The following is a 20852-nucleotide window of genomic DNA, read 5'->3' as shown; positions in this document are numbered from 1 at the left end:
CGAGGGGGCTTGCCCCCGTACGGCTGCGAAGCAGTCGCGAATCCGGTGCATGCGGTGTGCCTGGCAGAACGAGGTTGCAGGTTTCAGGACTGCTTCGCAGCCCAACGGGGGCAAGCCCCCTCGCCACAGGTCTTGGCCTTCACTTAACTGACCGGCTAGCGGTGGCTAAAACTGTGCAGGGCCTTTTCGATGCACTGCGCGGTTTTGCCGAAAGCTTGCACGGTGATTTCCGAGAACGGCCCACCGCCCTGATCCGCCACCACGATCATGATCACCCGGCCGTTGTTGACCAGTGAGCGCAGCAGCAAGTGTTCGCCACCGAATTGTTTACGCAGGCTGGCCGGCAACAGGGCCGAGAATTGTGCATTGTTGGCCGGCGTCAGGCGCACCTGGGCCTGTTGCGCGAGCAGGCGTTGCAGTACGGTGCTCTGGCTGACTATCAGGTTCAGACCGGCGACTTCCTTTGGCAGACCGGCGGTCTGCTGCACACGCAGATTAGCGTGTGTGCGATCGGCCATCAGGATCATCACCCGCCGCATGCCGCACGCCACCAGAGCGTCTCGGGCAGATGTGGTCAAGTGCATGGCATTGGTAAAGCGGCTTGGCTCCACCAGCAATTCGGCACATTGCTTACGCCACTTCGCCAGGTCCTCGGCAGTCGGCGCCGCTGCTGGCAGCAAACCGGCGTGCACGCGATTCGTGCCCCACGGCCAGATCAGCGCGACGGCCGGGTGCCAGAGGTCCGGCATGGCGTGATGGCGGGCGCTGTTGGCGGCTTGCTGGTGCAATTGTTGCTGCACTTCATCCATCGGCATTTGCAGGTAAAGACTGGTGAGGTACTGCCAACGCTCACAGTGGGGACTGTCCCAGGCCTGTTGAGCCGACAACGCCAGCCCGTTGGCCAGCAGCACGGTATTGGCTGGCTGATTGAGCCAGCGGCGCAGCGTCGGGTCGTCGTCGAGGCGGTTCTGTTGGCGCAGCGGGTGATCGTTGTCGCGAGCGATGCGCAGGACTTTCACCAGTTCACGTTGCTCGCTGCGCAGCAGTCGATAACCCTGCTGGACCCAGATCGGCAAACGCCAGGTGTCCACCAGCGCCAGACAGATTTCCAGCAGGCGCACGCCGAACAATTGCTGTTCGACTTTGCGTGCCGACTCGCCTTTATGGATGACCCGCAATTCCCACTCTTCAAGCAACTGCGGATGGGTCAACGCCATGGGCCACAGCGGCGAAAGAAACAGCAGGCTGCCCCAATGGATGTCCTGCCACAACCGCGCCAGGCGACTGGCAAAAAAACCGTTGGCCTGTTGGGTGGCGTGCTGGCTGATCAGCTGAAGCTGGCGCAGGGCGATGGGGATCTGCGAGTGGGGTTCGGCGGGCAGGCGCTCGAGCAATTCTTCGGTGCGTTTCAAGCCGAGGCGATTGATCGCCACCTCAAGGTTCTCGGCAGGCTCGGTCAAGCTGCCATGGGTGTGGCGATTGGCTTCGCGAATCACGCTCAAGACCAGGGCCGGGCTGTCCTGCATCAGTTCGGCGATGTCGCGCAGTGAGCTGCGGTTATCGCGGATGGCTTTGCAGACGCGGTCGTGGCTGGCTTGCGGAACCGGCAGGCGCACGCCATCGAGAAGCTTGACCCAGCCTTCGAGTGTGGTCGGTTTTGGTGTTGGGACGTTCGTTTCGTTAGCCATGTCTGGACGCGATCATCGTCTGCATTACCTATGCCCGGTGCGGGTCAAATTGGCTTTTCGCCTGAACTGGCTATAGTCTGGCGCAGTTTTGCCGATAAGTAGAAGAAGAGATTTTTTAACTTCCGAATATGACCTTGAACCCGACTCAGTAAGTGCTCTCCTACCTATGGCTAAAATTATCGGCATCATTGTCGTATTCGCGAGCGTGCTCGGCGGATACGTGCTTTCCCACGGCAAGATTGCCGCCCTCATCCAGCCTTTCGAGGTGATGATTATCGGTGGCGCAGCCCTTGGCGCATTCCTGCAGGCCAACCCCGGTCATATGACGATGCACGTGCTCAAGAAGTCCTTGGGCATGTTCAGTTCGCGTTTCAACCACACCTTCTACCTGGAAGTGCTGGGGCTGATTTACGAGATCCTCAACAAGAGCCGTCGCGAAGGCATGATGGCGATCGAAGGTGACATCGAAGATGCCGCCGCGAGCCCGATCTTCGCCAAGTACCCGGCAGTGCTCAAAGACGAGCGCATGACCGCGTTCATTTGCGATTACCTGCGCATCATGTCCTCCGGCAACATGGCTCCCCATGAGCTCGAAGGCCTGTTCGACATGGAACTCTACAGCCTCAAGGAAGACCTCGAGCACCCGTCCCACGCGGTGAATGGCATCGCCGACGCCATGCCCGGTTTCGGTATCGTCGCGGCGGTATTGGGGATCGTGGTGACCATGGCGTCCCTGGGCGAAGGCGACCAGAAATCCATCGGTCTGCACGTGGGTGCGGCACTGGTCGGTACCTTCTTCGGTATTCTCGCGGCCTACGGTTTCTTTGGTCCGCTGGCCAACTCCCTGGCTCACGATGCCAAGGAAGAACTGAACATCTACGAAGCCATCAAGGCTTCGCTGGTGGCTTCGGCTTCCGGGATGCCGCCGTCGCTGGCGGTGGAGTTCGGTCGCAAGGTTCTGTACCCGGCGCACCGTCCTAGCTTCGCTGAGCTGGAACAAGCGGTTCGCGGTCGCTAAGTCATGGAAAATAACCAGCCGATAATCATCAAGCGCGTCAAGCGCATCGCCGGCGGGCATCACGGGGGCGCCTGGAAAATCGCCTTCGCGGACTTCGCGACGGCGATGATGGCGTTCTTCCTGGTGTTGTGGCTGCTGTCCACCGCGACGCCTGAACAGAAGATTGCCATCGCCGGTTACTTCAAGGACCCGGTCGGGTTTTCCGAAAGCGGCACGCCGTACATCATCGACTTGGGCGGCACGCCGACCCTGGCGCCGGAGAACACTCTCAACCCCGAGGTGAAATCTCAGCCGCAGCCAGACAAGGTGACCATCGACGCCGAGCAGGTTGAAGGCATGGCCGAGCAGGTCGAGAAGGAACGTCTCGAACTGTTGCTGCAAGAACTGCAGAACAAGGTCGAAGAGAACCCGCAACTGAAGAAATTCAAGGACCAGATTCTGTTCGAAATCACGCCGGACGGTTTACGCATCCAGATCGTGGACGCCGAAAACCGCCCGATGTTCGACTCCGGCAGTGCCCGTCTGAAACCGTACTTCGAAGACATCCTGCTGGCCATGGCCGACACCATCAAAGCGGTGCCGAACAAGATCAGCATCAGCGGCCACACCGATGCCAAGCCGTACTCGGGCACCGGCGACTTCGGTAACTGGGAGCTCTCGGCCAACCGCGCCAACGCAGCTCGTCGCGCGTTGGTCGCCGGCAGCTATCCGGACGCTCAGGTAGCGCGCGTCGTGGGTTATGCCTCGTCGGCGCTGTTCGACCGGGAGAACCCGTTCAACCCGGTCAACCGTCGGATCGACATCATCGTGCTGACCAAGAAAGCCCAGCGTGCCATCGAAGGTTCGCAAGGTGCGGAACCGGCGCCAGCGCCGACGCAGGGGCAGGGCGGGCCGGGCGAAGTGCCCGCGCCGCCAGCCGATCCGAACGCATTGCCGGCGGATAAAGAACCGCTGCCGGCCCATGAGCTTCGTGAGCGTTTGAATCTGTTTGATGCTCCTGCGCCAAAGTCGGGTGAGCCGGCCAAACCTGCTGTACCGCCCAAGCAATAACCTGCAAAAAAGCCACGATAGTCGTGGCTTTTTTGTTTCTGGCTGCGTCAGTGCAGCGTCGCAATGACTCAACTCACTGCAAGTTTGTTTTCGGAATCATGGAAGACCGGTAATGGAAAGACTCAAGTCCTATTTTCAGCGACATGGCAACGCACCCTTCAAGTTTGGTGAAGGCCGGGTCAGTGGCTACATCTCGGCGACGCTCGGGCTATTGAGCCTGCTGGCGGTATTCTGCTTTCTCTTTCCCGAATGGCTGACCACCGCCGAACTGCGCAAGGTGTACGACGAGCAGTTTGCGCGCACCACGCTGTTGCTCGGGTTGGTGCTGTCCTTCTGCCTCGGCACCCTGAATATCCTGCTCAACACGCGCAAGCGCCTGGGGATCACCGGACTTGTTGCCTCGGGGCTGGCGGTGTTTCTTGGCGGCACCAATGTGCAGGTCAGCTCTATAGGGCAGACACCGTATTCGCTGGGGCTGGACTGGTTCGTACTGGCCCTGCTGGTGTCGGCCATCGTCTTTATCCCTCTGGAAAAACTCTATTCCAAGGACCCCGAGCAAAACATTCTGCGTCCGCACTGGCGAACTGACCTGACCTACTTTTTCGTCAGTCATATGCTGGTGCAGTTCATCCTGATTTTCATCACCGCCTCGTCGAGCTATATAGCCGGTTGGGCGGTGTCGACGAACTTGCAGGCTAGCGTACAAAGCCTGCCGATCGTTGTGCAGTTTTTACTGGCGGTGCTGGTGGCCGACCTCGGTCAATACTGGCTGCATCGGTTGTATCACGTGGTGCCGTGGTTATGGCGCATCCATGCCGTGCATCACTCAAGCACGCACATGGATTGGCTCGCCGGTTCGCGTGTTCATTTCATCGAGATTCTGCTGACTCGCACCGGCGTGCTGGTGCCTTTGATGCTGCTGGGCTTCGCGCCCCAGGCGTTGAACGCCTATGTGATTCTGGTCGGCGTACAGGCCGTGCTGGCCCATGCCAATGTTCGGATCAACGGCGGCTGGCTGAATTATGTGATGGTCCTGCCGCGTTATCACCATTGGCATCATGCCCGGCACAAGGATTACATCTACAAGAACTATGCGATCCATACGCCGTTGGTGGATATGCTGTTCGGCACCTTCAAGTTGCCACCCAAGGAGTGGCCGACGCGCTACGGGGTTTTTGGCAAGGACTTGCCTGGCGGTATCCTGCGCCAGCACCTGTACCCGTTTCAGAAGCCTGAGCTGAAGAGCGTCGAACCGAAACCGCCGGCAGCGGTTTCCTGAGGTCAAAAAAGCCGCGATCATCGCGGCTTTTTTGTCTGCTATTTCAATGAGCCAGGTGTGAACTATCAAACCGACCGCGCGAACTTCTGGAGTTTGTCGTGATGAAATATTTGACTGCGGTCTTGGCCCTGGCTTGGGCAGTCGCACCTTCCAACAGTTGGGCCAAGGATGATCCGACCCACTCCCCACAAGCAGGCGGGCGCACCTACGCGCAAAATTACAAGGATATGGTGCTGGCAGACTGCATCGCTACAGCCTACAAGAGCGAACCTGAAGCCGCCCAGGACGCCGGAAGCAGTGCCAGCGCGCTTATGGATTGGACCTATTTCGATCTGGAGCAAGCACCTCAAGCCGGTAGAACTCTGGTTGATCAGTTTCTGGCTCGTGATTATCACAATCCACTGGTCGAATCAGAGCGAAAAGGCGTTCGCTTTGAGCTGCTCAAATGCCTGGACCTGTATCACAGCGAAGAATTGGACAGTCAGGTCAGGCAATTGGTCATCAAACCCCAGCACACCTATCGTCAGGACAATCCCCCACGGCCCAAAAAGGATTGAACCGCGCCGCGATCGACAATGAGTATCCGCTCGGCCATTCGACTCGCCTAAGTCCCGGTGAATGACGGCGTCACCCATTCTGCCGATAAGGCTGACTCAAGCGGCCTGCTGGATTCAGCTGATGTTTGAACTTGAATCTCATCAGACTCGTCCATGGATTGGTCAGCATTGAAATACACAAAAGCCGCGATAATCGCGGCTTTTTTGCACCTGTCAGAACCCGCGTCGGATGCGGTTCTTGAGTTGATCATGGAACAGTTCGGCATTGCGTCTGTAGGCGCCGTAAAGGGATTCATTGATCGAGTCCAGTGTCATTGAGCGCTTGGTCGCCACTTCCTCTCGGTAGGCATCAATGAAAAACTCAAGATCCTTGTCGGTGCTGAGCTTTGGCCATTTATCGAGGTACAGCGGCAGTTCCGCCGGTTCTGTCTTGAATGAGCAGATCCGTCGGTTACTGATGGTCGCTTCACCGATTTCGAACGGCACCCACCACGACAGCGCGGTCTTGTCCGAGGCCAGTGCTATCAGATGCGTGCACGCGGTGATGTTGCGGGTGATAACCCCGGTGATGTCGTCAGTGGTCTGCGACTCCGGATCCAGCACGTCGAAGTAGGTCTTGATGTTGGCCTGAATCAGACGGGTGTTGATGGCGATGGCGTCATTGTTACAGCCGTTGAGCGGCGCGACATGCGTGTAATGGTTGATGCCGATAAACAGTCCCTTGCGCATCATCACACCGCCGTATGCAGGCGAATCGCGCTGACGATGCTGTTGGTGTTCCACGCGCATTCGGCGTGTGCAGCCTCGCGCACCACGTTGGAAATCCGTTCGGCGCCGAAGGGTTTGATCGCAATGATCACCTTGCCCATGCGCTTGGCGATCTCGATTTCCTTGTTGATCCACTTGCTGTAGGTCGAATACATCCCGGCCATGATCAGCACTGCCGAGCAGGGGCGAATCTTGTTTTCGATGGCCTGTTCAAGTTGCTTGTCAGTTTGTGCGCCTATGATCGGGTTGTGCAGCGGTACCGAGAAGTTCTTATAGGAAAAGGTCGGATGCGCGTTGAGCAGTTTCACTAATTTGTCGTGAGCATCGGAGTAATTCCACGAATGGCTGATGAACAAATGAAAGGTCTGCATGGGGGTGTCCCTCGGGGTCGCGAAAGTGCGAGGAGGGACCGAATTTAGGCATCTGAATTGCGCCTGCAAGACCTGCGTGGATAAAGAGAAATGTCTTGCAGGCAGGCGGATACAGGCCTGACCGAAAGGTCTGACGTTTAGTGCGCGAGGGATTTTGTAGGGCGGGGGCTGTATTTGGCAGCCTCTTTGGTATGAGGCTGCCGATACATCTGTTTAATAGCTGGAATCAGGCAAACTGGCGATGATCGACCGATAGCTGTTCATCCGTTGCTGCTGCACGCGGCCGTCTTCCAGCGCCTTGAGCAATGCGCAACCCGGCTCGCGGTCGTGCTTGCAGTCGCGGAAGCGGCAGGTGCCGAGCAGGTCGTTGAACTCGATGAAACCGGCTTCGACGTCGGCGCGGCTGACGTGACCCAGGCCGAATTCCCGGATACCCGGGGAGTCGATCAGTTCACCGCCACCGGGGAAGTGGAACAATCGCGCGGTAGTGGTGGTGTGGGTGCCCTGGCCCGACAGCTCGGACAGCGGGCCGACGCGGGTTTCGACTTCAGGCAGCAGGCTGTTGACCAACGACGACTTGCCAACACCGGACTGGCCGACGAATACGCTGATGTGCCCGTCCAGCTGCTTCTGCAACTGCTCCATGCCATTGCCGTGGTGGGCCGACACTTCCAGCACCGGGTAGCCCAGCGTGCGGTAAACCGCCAGCAAGGCGTTCAACGCCGGGGCGTTCTGCTCGTCGATCAAGTCGAATTTGTTCAGCAGCAGTAACGGCCGAATACCCGCGTGTTCCGCGGCGACCAGATAACGGTCGATCAGATTGGCGTGGGGCTCGGGCAGCGGCGCGAAGACGATGACGATCAAGTCGACGTTGGCCGCCACCGGTTTAAGCTGGCCACGGCTGTCTGGACGGCAGAGCTCGGTTTTACGCGGCAGTTGCGCCACGATCACGCCGATGCCCTGGTTGCCGGCACGCCACACGACCTGATCGCCGGTCACCAGCGCCGGCAGGTTGGCGCGCAAATGGCAGCGGAACACCTGGCCGGCCAATTCGCCATCGAGGGCCTCGACTTCGACCTGCACACCGAAGTGCGCGATCACCAGGCCCGTCTGTTCCGGACCCAGGTCGCCGCCTTCGAGTGCCTCGACAGCCGAGGACTCGCGTTTGGCGGCGCGGGCAGCGCGCTCGCCCTGAATCTTTTCGATGCGCCAGTTTTGACGACGATTGAGTTGGCGTTTGGCCATGGGTGTTCCGTATCGAGAATGTAGCGATTAGGTAAAACGGCCGCGAGTTTAGCACGCCCGGCCACCGGCCTAGGCTAAACTGCGCAGCATTGCCTAGGAGCCGACACATGCAAAACCCGCAGAATCTGATCTGGATCGACCTGGAAATGACCGGTCTTAACCCTGATACCGACGTCATCATCGAAATGGCCACCATCGTCACCGACAGTGATTTGAACACCTTGGCCGAAGGTCCGGTGATCGCCATCCATCACAGCGACGAGATCCTCGCCGGCATGGACGAGTGGAATACCCGTCAGCACGGCGGCTCCGGGCTGACCCAACGGGTCCGCGACAGCCGCATCAGCATGGCCGAAGCCGAGGCCGAGACCATCGCCTTCCTGGAGAAATGGGTGCCGAAGGGCAAGTCGCCGATCTGTGGCAACAGCATCTGCCAGGACCGTCGCTTCCTTTATACCCACATGAAATCCCTGGAAAGCTATTTCCACTACCGCAACCTCGACGTGTCGACCCTCAAAGAGTTGGCCGCGCGCTGGGCGCCGGACGTGCGTGACAGCTTCAAGAAGGGCAGTACCCACCTGGCCCTGGACGATATCCGCGAATCGATCGCCGAGCTGCAGCACTACCGCAAGAACTTCATCAAGTTCTGATTGGGTATGGAGTGGGTTTTTGTGGCGAGGGAGCTTGCTCCCGTTCGGCTGCGCAGCAGTCGTAAAGTTCTATCTGAAGAATTGCGCTGTCAGTAAATGGGGCCGCTCTGCGGCCCAGCGGGAGCAAGCTCCCTCGCCACAGGTTCTCTTGCCCCCTTTTGGTGCCCTGACGATCTGAGTAGACTGCGCGCCTTCTTGTAAGGACCGCCGCCATGTTGCTGATGCTCTACCTGATCGCCATTACTGCCGAAGCCATGACTGGCGCCCTGTCTGCGGGTCGTCGCGGAATGGACTGGTTTGGCGTGGTGCTGATCGCCTGCGTCACGGCGCTGGGCGGCGGTTCGGTGCGTGACGTGTTGCTCGGCCATTACCCACTGACCTGGGTCAAACACCCTGAATACCTGGTGCTGACCTCAGTCGCGGCGATGCTGACGATCTTCATCGCCCGCTGGATGCGTCACCTGCGCTCGCTGTTTCTGGTGCTCGATGCCGTGGGCCTGGTGGCGTTCACCTTGATCGGTTGCATGACCGCCCTGGAAATGGGCCACGGCATGCTGGTGGCCTCGGTCAGCGGCGTGATCACCGGGGTGTTCGGTGGCATCCTGCGGGACATCTTCTGCAACGACATTCCGCTGATCTTCCGCCGCGAGCTCTACGCCAGCGTCTCGTTTGCCGCGGCGTGGTGCTATCTGCTCTGTGTCTACCTGCAATTACCCGGTGAGCAGGCGATTCTGATCACCCTGTTCGGCGGCTTTCTGCTGCGCTTGCTGGCGATCCGTTTCCACTGGGAAATGCCCAAGTTCGTTTATAACGACGAGGCTTGATCACATCCTTATCTCTTGGGCCGTACTCGTGCCCGCAGGCTGCGATCTTTTGACTTTGATTTTTTAAGATCAAAAGATCGCAGCCTGCGGCAGCTCCTACGCGAGGCCGTGTTGTTTCAGGGCCCATTCCACGTGTTCACGCACCAGTTCCGACGGATAGTCCCGCCGTGCCTTCAAGGCTTCCAGCACCGGAATGCTCGACGGGGCATTACCCAGGCCGACCGCCAGATTGCGCAGCCAGCGTTCGTAACCCGCGCGCCTGAGCGGTGAGCCTTCGGTGCTGCTGAGAAATTTCTCTTCGTCCCACATGAACAGTTCGGCCAGTTCGGCGTTGTCCAGGTTGTGCCGGGGTTTGAAGTCGCTTTCCCCGGAAGGCCGGGCGAAGCGGTTCCACGGGCAGACGATCTGGCAGTCATCACAGCCGAACACCCGATTGCCAATCAGCGGCCGCAAATCTTCCGGGATCGCACTTTTCAGCTCGATGGTCAGGTACGAAATGCAGCGCCGGGCGTCCAGCACATAGGGGCCGACGAAGGCATTGGTCGGGCAAATGTCCAGGCAGGCAGTGCAGCGACCGCAGTGTTCGCTGGCGTGGGGCGGGTCCACCGGCAGCGGCAGGTCGACGAACAGTTCGCTGAGGAAGAAGTAACTGCCGGCCTTGCGATTCAAGACCAGCGTGTTTTTGCCGATCCACCCCAGGCCAGCCTGTTCGGCGATGGCTTTTTCCAGCACCGGGGCGCTGTCGACAAACGCGCGGTAGCCAAACGGGCCGATCACCGCCTGAATTTTTTCCGCCAGTTGTTGCACGCGTTTACGAATTAATTTGTGGTAGTCGCGACCCAAGGCATAGCGTGAGACGTAGGCTTTTTCCGGTTGGGCCAGGCGTTTGGCCATTTCGGTGTCACCCGGCAGGTAGTCCATGCGCAGGGAAACCACGCGCAAAGTGCCGGGCACCAGCTCTTCCGGGTGCGAGCGTTTGCTGCCGTGGGCGCCCATGTAGTCCATTTCGCCGTGATAGCCGGCCGCGAGCCAGCGCTCCAGATGCTGCTCATGCTCGGCCAGATCGAGGCCGCTGATGCCGACTTGCTGAAAGCCCAGCTCGCGGCCCCAGTCCTTGATGGATTGGGCGAGGGCGGGCAGGTCTGTGGTAATAGCGGGCATGAGGCGAGAGAAACCGGAGCTGAGATGCGTATAATTCTGCCAGACATCGGAGCCTGAAGACGCATGCCGCACACTAAAGATGAATTACCCGACGCGCTGTATAGCGCCGCGCAAGTCCGAGGGCTCGATGCGAGCCTGATCGCGGCGGGCACACCGGGCTTCGAATTGATGCAGCGTGCGGCGCGGGCGACCTGGCGTGCGCTGGTCCGTCATTGGCCGACGGCGCACGAATTGAGCGTGGTGGCCGGCCACGGCAATAACGCCGGCGACGGTTACCTGGTGGCCGTGCTGGCCCGGCGTGCCGGCTGGCACGTACGGGTGCTGGCCGTCGGTGACCCAGGGCGTTTGCAGGGCGATGCGGCGTCGGCCCATGCCGAGGCAGTAGCCGAAGGCGTCGCCATTCAAGGCTGGAGCGCGCACTCCGAATTACGCGGCATTGTGCTGGATGCCTTGCTCGGCACCGGCCTGACCGGTAACGTGCGTGAGCCGTATGCCGGCGCCATTGCCGCGATCAACGCCAGTGGGCTACCGGTGGTGGCGGTGGATATCCCCTCGGGGCTGTGCGCCGATACGGGCCGCATGCTCGGCATTGCGGTCCGGGCTGATCTGACAGTGACGTTCATCGGTTTGAAATTGGGTCTGTTCACCGGTGACGCTGCGGATGTGGTTGGCGATCTGGTCTTCAACGATCTGCAAGCCGCCCCCGAGACATTTATCGGGGCCACGGTCAGCGCTCGTCGCCTGACGGCCGGTAATGTGCCGCGTCTGACCGGTCGCGCTCCAACGTCCCACAAAGGCAATTTTGGCCACGTATTGCTCATCGGCGGTGATCGCGGTTTTGGCGGCGCCATTGTGCTCAGTGCACAAAGTGCCCTGCGCAGCGGTGCCGGCATGGTGTCTGTGGCCACTCGCGGCGAGCATGTTCCGGCTGTGTTGGCGCGATTGCCTGAAGCCATGGTGCTCGGCACTTCGTCGGCCAATCAGTTAATGGGCCTGCTTGAAAAGGCCACGGTGCTGGTCGTCGGCCCGGGGCTGGGGCAAGCCGCCTGGGGGCGCAGTCTGTTGTCGGCCGCGGCCAATGCGTCGTTGCCACAAGTCTGGGACGCCGATGCGTTGAACCTGTTGGCCGAAGGTGGCATGAACTTGCCCGCGGGTTGTGTTATCACGCCGCACCCTGGCGAAGCGGCGCGATTGCTGGGGATATCGACGGCCGACGTTCAAGCCGACCGTCCGGCCGCGGCCCATGCATTGAGCAAAAAATACACAGCGGTGGTGGTGCTCAAGGGCGCCGGCAGTCTGATTGCCAGCCCCGATGGGCGCCTTGCGCTGTGTCATCAGGGCCATCCGGCCATGGCCAGCGCCGGTTTGGGCGATGTGCTGGCCGGTCTGGCCGGCGCCTTGCTCGCTCAGGGCATGGACGCGTATGACGCGGCCTGCCTGGCGGTCTGGCTGCACGCCAATGCCGGCGCGCAACAAGGTAAATTCGGCCGTGGGCTGGCGGCCAGTGATCTGATTCCAGCCATTCGTCAGTTGTTGGAGGAGCAAGCACCGTGTCTGAAGTAACCCTGTACCTGGCTGATGAAGAGGCGATGACCGCGTTTGGCGCTCGCATCGCTCAAACCACCGAAGGGCATGGTCTGATTTTTCTTGAGGGGGATTTGGGCGCGGGGAAAACCACGCTGTCTCGAGGCATTATTCGTGGCCTGGGACATACGGGTGCGGTAAAAAGTCCGACCTTCACCCTGGTCGAGCCTTACGAGATTGGTGAGGTCCGCGCCTTCCATTTCGACCTCTATCGTCTGGTCGATCCGGAGGAGCTGGAGTACCTCGGCATCCGCGACTATTTCGAAGACGACGCGCTGTGCCTGATTGAATGGCCCCAGAAGGGTGCAGGCTTTTTGCCAAAGCCCGACCTGACCATTACCATTAGCCCGCAAGACAGCGGGCGTTCGCTGAAAATTTTGCCCCAGGGCTCGCGTGGCGAGTCGTGGTGTGCCGCTTTGGCATTGGAATCCAATTAAATGATGGGGTTAGGTATGCGCTTTCGCGCGTTGGTTGCTGCCGTAGGGTTGTTGTTTCTGGCGGTGACCGTCGACGCTGTGGCCGAGACAAAGGTCAACAGTGTTCGCCTGTGGCGGGCGCCGGACAACACGCGACTGGTGTTCGACCTGACGGGGCCTGTCCAGCACAGCGTCTTTACCCTGACCGCGCCGGATCGGCTGGTGATCGACATCAATGGCGCGACGCTCGGTTCGCCACTGAACGTCTCCACTTCCAATACTCCGATCACGGCAATGCGCTCGGCTCAGCGTACGCCGACCGATTTGCGGGTGGTCATCGACTTGAAAAAAGCGGTCACGCCGAAAAGCTTCACCCTGGCGCCGAACGCCCAATATGGCAATCGTCTGGTGGTCGACCTGTTCGACAACGCGGCCGACGCCGCGCCACCGCCTGCGCCAACGCCGTCTGTGGCCACCGTGCCCGCCGTGCCCGTCACGCCGTCCGAACCCACACTCAAACTGCCACCCGCTCCGGCCGGCAAGCGCGACATCATTGTGGTGATCGATGCCGGTCACGGTGGCGAAGACCCAGGCGCCTCGGGCTCTCGCGGTCAGCGTGAAAAAGACGTGGTGCTGGCCATCGCCCGTGAACTGCAGCGTCAGGTCAATGGCATGAAAGGTTTCCGCGCCGAACTGACCCGTACCGGCGACTACTTCATTCCATTGCGCGGCCGTACCGAAATCGCCCGCAAGAAAGGCGCCGACCTGTTCGTTTCGATCCACGCCGACGCCGCGCCTTCGGCTGCCGCGTTCGGTGCGTCGGTGTTTGCCCTATCTGACCGCGGCGCTACGTCGGAGACCGCCCGTTGGCTGGCCGACAGCGAAAACCGTTCCGATTTGATCGGCGGTGCCGGTAACGTCAGCCTCGACGACAAGGACCGCATGCTGGCCGGCGTGCTGCTCGATCTGTCGATGACCGCTTCTCTGACGTCCAGCCTGAACGTTGGCCAGAAAGTCTTGAGCAACATCGGTCGCGTCACGCCGCTGCACAAACAGCGCGTGGAGCAAGCCGGGTTCATGGTGTTGAAGTCGCCGGACATCCCGTCGATCCTGGTGGAAACCGGGTTCATCTCCAACGCCGAGGAAGCCTCGAAACTCGCGGCATCGAACCACCAGCAAGCGCTGGCACGCTCCATCAGCAGTGGCGTGCGGCAGTTCTTCCAGCAGAATCCACCGCCGGGCACCTATATTGCCTGGTTGCGCGATTCCGGAAAGATCGCCCAAGGCCCACGTGACCATCGCGTGAGCCCCGGCGAAACCCTGGCGATGATCGCTGTGCGTTATCAGGTGTCTGCAGCCACCCTGCGCAGTGCCAACAACTTGAAGAGCGACGAGCTGAAAATCGGTCAGACATTGACCATTCCCGGCACTGAACTGGCGGCCAAAGAATGAACCAGGTGTTGACCAATACTGCGCGCATCGAGCTGCTCAGCCCGCGATTGGCGAACCAGATTGCCGCCGGTGAGGTGGTTGAACGTCCGGCCTCGGTGATCAAGGAGTTGCTGGAAAACAGCCTCGACTCCGGCGCCAAGCGTATTGATGTCGATGTGGAGCAGGGTGGCGTCAAGCTGCTGCGGGTGCGCGACGACGGCAGCGGCATTTCCGCCGATGACCTGCCTCTGGCCCTGGCCCGTCACGCCACCAGCAAGATTCGCAACCTGGAAGACCTCGAACAGGTCATGAGCCTGGGGTTTCGTGGTGAAGCCCTCGCGTCGATCAGCTCCGTGGCGCGCCTGACCCTGACGTCCCGCACTCGCGACGCCGATCAGGCCTGGCAGGTCGAGACCGAAGGCCGGGACATGGCGCCCCGCGTGCAACCGGCGGCCCATCCGGTGGGCACGTCGGTGGAAGTGCGCGATTTGTTCTTCAATACCCCGGCGCGGCGCAAATTCCTCAAGACCGAAAAAACCGAATTCGATCACCTGCAAGAAGTGATCAAGCGTCTGGCGCTGGCGCGGTTCGATGTGGCGTTCCATCTGCGCCATAACGGCAAAACCATCCTCAGCCTGCACGAAGCCCACGATGACGCGGCCCGCGCCCGGCGTGTGGCGGCGATCTGCGGGGCGGGTTTTCTGGAGCAGGCGCTGCCGATCGAAATCGAACGCAATGGCCTGCATCTGTGGGGTTGGGTCGGGTTGCCGACGTTTAACCGCAGTCAGGCGGATTTGCAGTACTTCTTTGTGAATGGCCGCGCCGTGCGCGACAAACTGGTGGCCCACGCGGTGCGCCAGGCTTATCGCGACGTGCTGTTCAATGGTCGGCACCCGACGTTCGTGCTGTTTTTCGAAGTCGATCCGGCGGGCGTCGACGTCAACGTGCACCCGACCAAGCACGAAGTACGCTTCCGCGACGGGCGAATGGTTCACGACTTCCTCTATGGCACCTTGCACCGCGCCCTCGGCGATGTGCGGCCGGAAGATCATCTGGCCGCGCCTGTCGCGACCGCCGTGGTCCGGCCGACCGGCATCGAAGCCGGCGAGTTCGGCCCTCAGGGCGAGATGCGTCTGGCGGCCAATGCATTGCTGGAACAGCCTCAGGCCCAACCGACCTTCAGTACCTCGGCGGGTTCTGGCGCGGGTGCCGGTTATCAGTATCAATACACGCCACGGCCTCAGTCCGGTGTGCCCGTCGCCGAAGCTCAGGCGGCCTACCGCGAGTTCTTCGCGCCGTTGCCCGAGGCCAATGCGGTCGCGCTGCCGGCCGGGCAGGACGATATTCCGCCGCTGGGTTACGCGTTGGCGCAGCTCAAGGGCATCTATATTCTTTCGGAAAACGCCCAGGGCCTGGTGCTGGTGGACATGCACGCCGCCCATGAGCGGATCATGTACGAACGCCTGAAAATCGCCATGGCCAGCGAAGGCCTGAGTGGTCAGCCACTGTTGGTGCCGGAATCCCTGGCGGTCAGTCAGCGTGAAGCCGATTGCGCCGAAGAACACGTCGCCTGGTTCCAGCGTCTGGGCTTTGAGTTACAGCGCCTTGGGCCGGAATCTCTGGCGATCCGACAAATCCCCGCGTTGCTGAAACAGGCTGAAGCCAATCGACTGGTCAGCGACGTTCTGGCGGATTTGATGGAATACGGTACAAGCGACCGGATTCAGGCGCACTTGAACGAACTGCTCGGCACCATGGCCTGCCACGGCGCGATTCGTGCGAATCGGCGTCTGGCCCTGCCGGAAATGAACGGTCTGCTGCGGGACATGGAAAACACCGAGCGCAGCGGTCAATGCAACCATGGCCGACCGACCTGGACCCAACTGGGCCTGGACGATCTGGACAAACTGTTTTTGCGCGGTCGTTGATGAGCCAGCACCCTCCTGCGATTTTCCTGATGGGGCCGACAGCTGCCGGCAAGACCGACCTGGCCATCGAACTGACCAAAGTCCTGCCCTGCGAGCTGATCAGCGTCGATTCGGCGCTGGTCTACCGTGGTATGGACATCGGTACTGCCAAGCCCTCCAAAGAAATTCTGGCCGAATTCCCGCACCGACTGATCGATATTCTCGATCCGGCAGAGAGCTATTCGGCCGCGGATTTCCGTCGTGATGCACTGCAAGCCATGGCCGAGATCACTGCGCGGGGCAAAATTCCGCTGCTGGTGGGCGGCACAATGCTCTATTACAAGGCTTTGGTCGAAGGTCTGGCGGACATGCCGGCGGCCGATCCGGACGTTCGCGCGCAAATCGAAGAAGAGGCTGCGCGCCTTGGCTGGCAAGCCCTGCACGATCAATTGGCGGTGATCGATCCGCAGTCCGCAGCGCGTATTCATCCGAACGATCCGCAGCGCCTCAGTCGCGCGCTGGAAGTTTATCGTGTCAGTGGTCAGAGCATGACTGAGCTACGCTTGCGACAATCTGCGCAAAGTACTGAAGCAGCCGCTTCGGGACTGCAACAATTGCCCTATACTGTCGCGAACTTGGCCATCGCTCCGGCAAATCGCCAGGTACTGCACGAGCGTATTAAACAAAGATTCACAAATATGTTGGAACAGGGATTCATAGACGAGGTCGTAGCCCTGCGAGATAGAGGTGACCTGCATTCAGGGTTGCCGTCTATACGTGCTGTAGGCTATCGACAAGTCTGGGATTACCTGGATGGCAAGCTGACGCAAGCCGAGATGCAGGAGCGTGGAATCATTGCCACGCGCCAATTGGCAAAGCGCCAGTTCACCTGGCTGCGCAGTTGGGCTGATTTACATTGGTTGGACAGCCTTGATTGCGACAATCTGCCGCGCGCCTTGAAATACCTCGGGACCATCTCCATATTGAGCTGAGTCCTTGCAATTGCCGTCTATCCTTGGGGGTGTGACGGCCCAAGCCATCTGTTTACCTATTTTTTATATTGAATCCTTAAAGGAGTGCGGCACATGTCAAAAGGGCATTCGCTACAAGACCCTTACTTGAATACTTTACGTAAAGAGAAGGTGGGGGTTTCCATCTACCTGGTCAACGGTATCAAACTGCAAGGCACGATCGAGTCTTTCGACCAGTTCGTTATCCTGCTGAAAAACACCGTTAGCCAGATGGTTTACAAACACGCTATCTCTACAGTGGTGCCGGTTCGTCCAATTCGTCTGCCTAGCGCAACCGAATCCGAAGCAGGTGACGCTGAGCCAGGTAACGCCTGATAGGAGTCTCCTTTGTTCTTTGAGCGCCACGGTGGTGGTGAGCGGGCAATTCTCGTTCACTTGGATGGTCAGGACCCTGAGGCGCGCGAAGATCCGCAGGAGTTTCAGGAGTTGGCAATTTCGGCTGGCGCCGAGACCGTTGCGTTTTTTAACGTGCCGCGTCATCGGCCAACCGCCAAAACCCTGATCAGCAGCGGCAAGGTCGAAGAATTACGCGACCTGGTCAAAGCCGAACAGGTCGATCTGGTGATTTTCAATCACATCCTCACGCCCAGTCAGGAACGTAACCTCGAACGTGTTTTCGAGTGTCGCGTGATCGATCGCACGGGTCTGATTCTCGATATCTTCGCCCAACGCGCCCGCACCCATGAAGGCAAGCTCCAGGTCGAACTGGCCCAGCTTGAGCACATGAGTACGCGGCTGGTTCGTGGCTGGACTCACCTTGAGCGGCAGAAGGGCGGTATCGGTCTGCGCGGCCCGGGTGAAACCCAGCTGGAAACCGACCGGCGCCTGTTGCGGGTTCGCCTGCGGCAGATCAAGGGGCGCCTGGAAAAGGTCCGCAGCCAGCGCGAGCAGTCTCGTCGCGGGCGCAAACGTGCTGACATTCCGACGGTTTCACTGGTGGGTTATACCAACGCCGGCAAATCGACGCTGTTCAACTCGGTCACCGATTCCGACGTCTTCGCCGCCAACCAGCTATTCGCGACCCTCGACCCGACCCTGCGCCGACTCGAGCTCGATGACCTCGGGCCGATCGTGCTGGCCGACACGGTGGGCTTCATTCGCCACCTGCCGCACAAACTGGTCGAGGCATTTCGGGCTACGCTCGAAGAGTCGAGCAACTCCGACCTGCTGCTGCACGTGATCGATGCGCACGAGCCCGAGCGCATGGCCCAGATCGAACAGGTCATGGTGGTGCTCAATGAGATTGGGGCGCAAGACTTGCCGATCCTTGAGGTATACAACAAACTCGATTTGCTCGAGGGCGTTGAGCCGCAGATCCAGCGCGATGCCGATGGCAAGCCGCAGCGGGTCTGGTTGTCGGCCAAGGACGGTACCGGTCTGGACTTGCTCAAGCAGGCTGTGGCGGAACTGTTAGGCAGTGATTTGTTTGTTGGCACCTTGCGCTTGCCGCAACGTTTTGCTCGGCTGCGTGCGCAGTTTTTCGAACTCGGTGCGGTGCAAAAAGAAGAACACGACGAAGAAGGCATCAGCCTGCTGGCCGTTCGCTTGCCACGGATCGAATTGAATCGACTCGTGAGCCGCGAAGGTCTGCAACCGATGGAATTCATCGAGCAACACACTTTGCAATAAAAGCCTGAGAAAGCGGTTGTGCCGCGGTGACAGGCATTCTGTAGCATTGGTCGGCGCGCCGTGGGTGCGTCTTTGCTTTATCAGATGGAGAGCGCTATGGCTTGGAATGAGCCGGGTGGCAACTCGAATAATCAGGATCCTTGGGGTGGCAAGCGCCGCAATAACGGCGATCGCAAGGGACCACCGGATCTCGACGAGGCCTTCCGAAAGCTGCAGGAAAGCCTGAACGGGTTGTTCGGTGGTGGCAAGAAACGCGGTGACGAGGGCGGTGGTCCGGGCAAGAGTGGCGGCTTTGGCGGCCTGCTCGGCATCGGTTTGACCGTGTTGGCGGCTGTGTGGCTGTACAGCGCGGTCTACGTGGTCGACGAGCAGGAGCAGGCCGTGGTGCTGCGCTTCGGTAAGTACTATGAAACCGTCGGCCCGGGCCTGAACATCTATTTCCCGCCGATCGATCGCAAGTACCTGGAAAACGTCACGCGTGAGCGTGCCTATACCAAGCAGGGTCAAATGCTGACTGAAGACGAAAACATCGTCGAAGTGCCGCTGACCGTGCAGTACAAGATCAGCAACCTGCAGGACTTCGTGCTGAACGTTGATCAGCCGGAAATCAGCCTGCAGCATGCGACCGACAGTGCCTTGCGTCACGTGGTGGGTTCTACCGCCATGGACCAGGTGCTGACCGAAGGTCGTGAATTGATGGCCAGCGAAATCAAGGAGCGTCTGCAACGTTTCCTCGATACCTATCGCACCGGTATCACCGTCACCCAGGTCAACGTACAGAGCGCAGCCGCACCGCGTGAAGTTCAGGAAGCCTTCGATGACGTGATCCGCGCCCGTGAAGACGAGCAGCGTTCGCGCAACCAGGCTGAAACCTACGCCAACGGCGTCGTGCCGGAAGCCCGTGGTCAGGCCCAGCGCATCCTCGAGGATGCCAACGGTTACCGCGACGAGACCGTCTCCCGCGCCAAGGGTGAGGCCGATCGTTTCACCAAGCTGGTGGCCGAGTACCGCAAGGCGCCTGAAGTCACCCGTCAGCGTCTGTACCTGGACACCATGCAGGAAATCTTCAGCAACACCAGCAAGGTTCTCGTGACCGGCAACAAGGAAGGCCAGAACAATCTTCTGTACTTGCCGCTGGACAAGATGATCGACAGTGGTCGAAGCCCCGGTGCTCCGGTGACCGGCGCGGCAGCCAGCAGCAATGAAGTGAATGCACGTGCGGCAGCCGATCTGCAGCAACAGCAAGCACGCACCAGGGAGAGTCGCTGATGAGCAATAAATCGCTGATCGCCCTTATTGTCGGCGTCGTCGTGGCGATCGTTGCCTGGAACTGCTTCTACATCGTGGCTCAGACCGAGCGTGCGGTGTTGCTGCAGTTCGGTCGCGTGGTCCAGGCCGATGTTCAGCCGGGCCTGCATGTGAAAGTGCCTTACGTGAACAAGGTGCGCATATTCGACGCGCGCCTGATGACGCTGGATGCACCGACGCAACGCTTCCTGACGCTGGAAAAGAAAGCCGTGATGGTCGATGCCTACGCCAAGTGGCGTGTGAAGGATGCCGAGCGCTTCTACACCGCGACTTCCGGCCTCAAGCAGATTGCCGACGAGCGTCTTTCCCGTCGTCTGGAATCGGGCCTGCGTGACCAGTTCGGTAAACGCACCCTGCACGAAGTGGTGTCCGGTGAGCGTGATGCGCTGATGGCGGACATCACCTCTTCGCTGAACAAGATGGCGGAAAAAGAGCTGGGCATTGAAGTTGTCGATGTCCGGGTCAAAACCATCGACCTGCCGAAGGAAGTGAACCGCAGCGTGTTCGAGCGTATGAGCACCGAGCGCGAGCGTGAAGCTCGCGAGCACCGCGCCAAGGGTAACGAGCTGGCCGAAGGCATTCGTGCCGACGCTGACCGTCAACGCCGCGTGCTGTTGGCTGAAGCCTATCGTGAATCCGAAGAGGTTCGCGGTGACGGTGACGCCCAGGCCGCTGCGATCTACTCCAAGGCATACGGCCAGGATCAGGAGTTCTACGCGTTCTACCGTAGCCTGCGTGCCTACCGTGAAAGCTTCGCGAACAAATCCGACGTCATGGTCCTGGACCCGAGCAGTGACTTCTTCCGTTACCTGGAAAAAGCCAAGCCTTGATACGGCGTTGACCTGAATCATCCCCCGCCTGGCGGCTAAAGCCTCGGGCGGGGTGATCCTTTGGGAAAACGTGTGTATGATGCGGCAGCCGGGAAATCCCCGGCT

General features: G+C 60.0%; 20 protein-coding genes. 15 read left to right on the top strand and 5 right to left on the bottom strand.

The window, feature by feature from the left end; genetic code table 11:
- Window positions 1-155 precede the first annotated feature (155 nt).
- Window positions 156-1688 (bottom strand): HDOD domain-containing protein, encoded by a 1533-nt coding sequence (locus tag QMK51_RS25780; protein WP_320392432.1) that lies wholly within the window; start codon window positions 1686-1688, stop codon window positions 156-158.
- Between the two features lie 166 nt (window positions 1689-1854).
- Here QMK51_RS25780 and motA point away from each other — a divergent pair, with 166 nt between their 5' ends.
- The 4 genes from motA (at window position 1855) to QMK51_RS25760 (ending at window position 5592) form a co-directional block, all read left to right on the top strand.
- Window positions 1855-2706, top strand: coding sequence for a flagellar motor stator protein MotA (gene motA / locus QMK51_RS25775; protein WP_258697834.1), 852 nt, complete (start codon window positions 1855-1857; stop codon window positions 2704-2706).
- A gap of 3 nt (window positions 2707-2709) precedes the next feature.
- Window positions 2710-3756 (top strand): flagellar motor protein MotB, encoded by a 1047-nt coding sequence (motB, locus tag QMK51_RS25770; protein ID WP_258697833.1) that lies wholly within the window; start codon window positions 2710-2712, stop codon window positions 3754-3756.
- Window positions 3757-3868: 112 nt separating this feature from the next.
- Complete coding sequence (locus tag QMK51_RS25765; RefSeq protein WP_320392431.1) at window positions 3869-5035, top strand: sterol desaturase family protein; 1167 nt, start codon at window positions 3869-3871, stop codon at window positions 5033-5035.
- A gap of 101 nt (window positions 5036-5136) precedes the next feature.
- Complete coding sequence (locus tag QMK51_RS25760) at window positions 5137-5592, top strand: type VI secretion system amidase immunity protein Tai4 (RefSeq protein ID WP_320394563.1); 456 nt, start codon at window positions 5137-5139, stop codon at window positions 5590-5592.
- Window positions 5593-5805: 213 nt separating this feature from the next.
- On the opposite strand, the gene QMK51_RS25755 is transcribed toward QMK51_RS25760, so the two are convergent.
- The 3 genes from QMK51_RS25755 to rsgA form a co-directional block, all read right to left on the bottom strand.
- Complete coding sequence (locus QMK51_RS25755) at window positions 5806-6324, bottom strand: caspase family protein (RefSeq protein ID WP_320392430.1); 519 nt, start codon at window positions 6322-6324, stop codon at window positions 5806-5808.
- Complete coding sequence (locus QMK51_RS25750; protein WP_320392429.1) at window positions 6324-6731, bottom strand: TIR domain-containing protein; 408 nt, start codon at window positions 6729-6731, stop codon at window positions 6324-6326. Before QMK51_RS25750 ends, QMK51_RS25755 begins: the two co-directional genes overlap by 1 nt.
- Window positions 6732-6944: 213 nt before the next feature.
- Complete coding sequence (gene rsgA, locus QMK51_RS25745) at window positions 6945-7976, bottom strand: small ribosomal subunit biogenesis GTPase RsgA (protein ID WP_320392428.1); 1032 nt, start codon at window positions 7974-7976, stop codon at window positions 6945-6947.
- 107 nt (window positions 7977-8083) lie between these two features.
- Here rsgA and orn point away from each other — a divergent pair, with 107 nt between their 5' ends.
- Both orn and QMK51_RS25735 read left to right on the top strand, forming a co-directional pair.
- Window positions 8084-8626, top strand: a complete 543-nt coding sequence (gene orn / locus QMK51_RS25740) for an oligoribonuclease (RefSeq protein ID WP_007939601.1) — start codon at window positions 8084-8086, stop codon at window positions 8624-8626.
- 212 nt (window positions 8627-8838) lie between these two features.
- Window positions 8839-9450, top strand: a complete 612-nt coding sequence (locus tag QMK51_RS25735) for a trimeric intracellular cation channel family protein (protein WP_258697824.1) — start codon at window positions 8839-8841, stop codon at window positions 9448-9450.
- A gap of 96 nt (window positions 9451-9546) precedes the next feature.
- Here the strand turns inward: QMK51_RS25735 and queG are convergent, their stop codons facing one another.
- Window positions 9547-10611 carry a tRNA epoxyqueuosine(34) reductase QueG gene (gene queG, locus QMK51_RS25730; RefSeq protein ID WP_258697823.1) on the bottom strand — a complete coding sequence of 355 codons (1065 nt, stop codon included), beginning with the start codon at window positions 10609-10611 and terminating at the stop codon, window positions 9547-9549.
- Window positions 10612-10674: 63 nt separating this feature from the next.
- Between queG and QMK51_RS25725 the strand changes: the two genes are divergently transcribed.
- From QMK51_RS25725 to hflC, 9 genes are all read left to right on the top strand, one after another.
- Window positions 10675-12174, top strand: coding sequence for an NAD(P)H-hydrate dehydratase (locus tag QMK51_RS25725; protein WP_320392427.1), 1500 nt, complete (start codon window positions 10675-10677; stop codon window positions 12172-12174).
- Complete coding sequence (tsaE, locus tag QMK51_RS25720; RefSeq protein ID WP_320392426.1) at window positions 12162-12632, top strand: tRNA (adenosine(37)-N6)-threonylcarbamoyltransferase complex ATPase subunit type 1 TsaE; 471 nt, start codon at window positions 12162-12164, stop codon at window positions 12630-12632. Before QMK51_RS25725 ends, tsaE begins: the two co-directional genes overlap by 13 nt.
- Window positions 12633-14063, top strand: coding sequence for an N-acetylmuramoyl-L-alanine amidase (locus QMK51_RS25715; RefSeq protein ID WP_320392425.1), 1431 nt, complete (start codon window positions 12633-12635; stop codon window positions 14061-14063).
- Entirely contained in the window at window positions 14060-15970 is a 1911-nt protein-coding gene (gene mutL, locus QMK51_RS25710; RefSeq protein WP_413817505.1) for a DNA mismatch repair endonuclease MutL, read from the top strand. Before QMK51_RS25715 ends, mutL begins: the two co-directional genes overlap by 4 nt.
- A complete protein-coding gene (miaA, locus tag QMK51_RS25705) occupies window positions 15970-16941 on the top strand; it encodes a tRNA (adenosine(37)-N6)-dimethylallyltransferase MiaA (protein WP_258700796.1) in 972 nt (323 codons plus the stop codon). The genes mutL and miaA overlap by 1 nt, the downstream gene beginning before the upstream one ends.
- A 93-nt stretch (window positions 16942-17034) precedes the next feature.
- Window positions 17035-17295: an RNA chaperone Hfq gene (hfq, locus tag QMK51_RS25700; RefSeq protein WP_007902656.1), complete on the top strand. Its 261-nt coding sequence runs from the start codon at window positions 17035-17037 to the stop codon at window positions 17293-17295.
- A gap of 12 nt (window positions 17296-17307) precedes the next feature.
- On the top strand, window positions 17308-18609 hold the full coding sequence (gene hflX, locus QMK51_RS25695; protein ID WP_258697821.1) for a ribosome rescue GTPase HflX: 1302 nt from the start codon (window positions 17308-17310) through the stop codon (window positions 18607-18609).
- 96 nt (window positions 18610-18705) lie between these two features.
- Window positions 18706-19878: an FtsH protease activity modulator HflK gene (gene hflK / locus QMK51_RS25690; RefSeq protein ID WP_320392424.1), complete on the top strand. Its 1173-nt coding sequence runs from the start codon at window positions 18706-18708 to the stop codon at window positions 19876-19878.
- Window positions 19878-20747, top strand: a complete 870-nt coding sequence (hflC, locus tag QMK51_RS25685; RefSeq protein WP_258697819.1) for a protease modulator HflC — start codon at window positions 19878-19880, stop codon at window positions 20745-20747. The genes hflK and hflC overlap by 1 nt, the downstream gene beginning before the upstream one ends.
- The last annotated feature ends 105 nt before the right edge of the window (window positions 20748-20852 follow it).

The organism is Pseudomonas sp. P9_31 (assembly GCF_034008235.1).
Classification (GTDB): Bacteria; Pseudomonadota; Gammaproteobacteria; order Pseudomonadales; family Pseudomonadaceae; genus Aquipseudomonas.
Note: the sequence above shows the minus strand (reverse complement) of the source record. Positions and strands in the feature narration are given on the sequence as shown.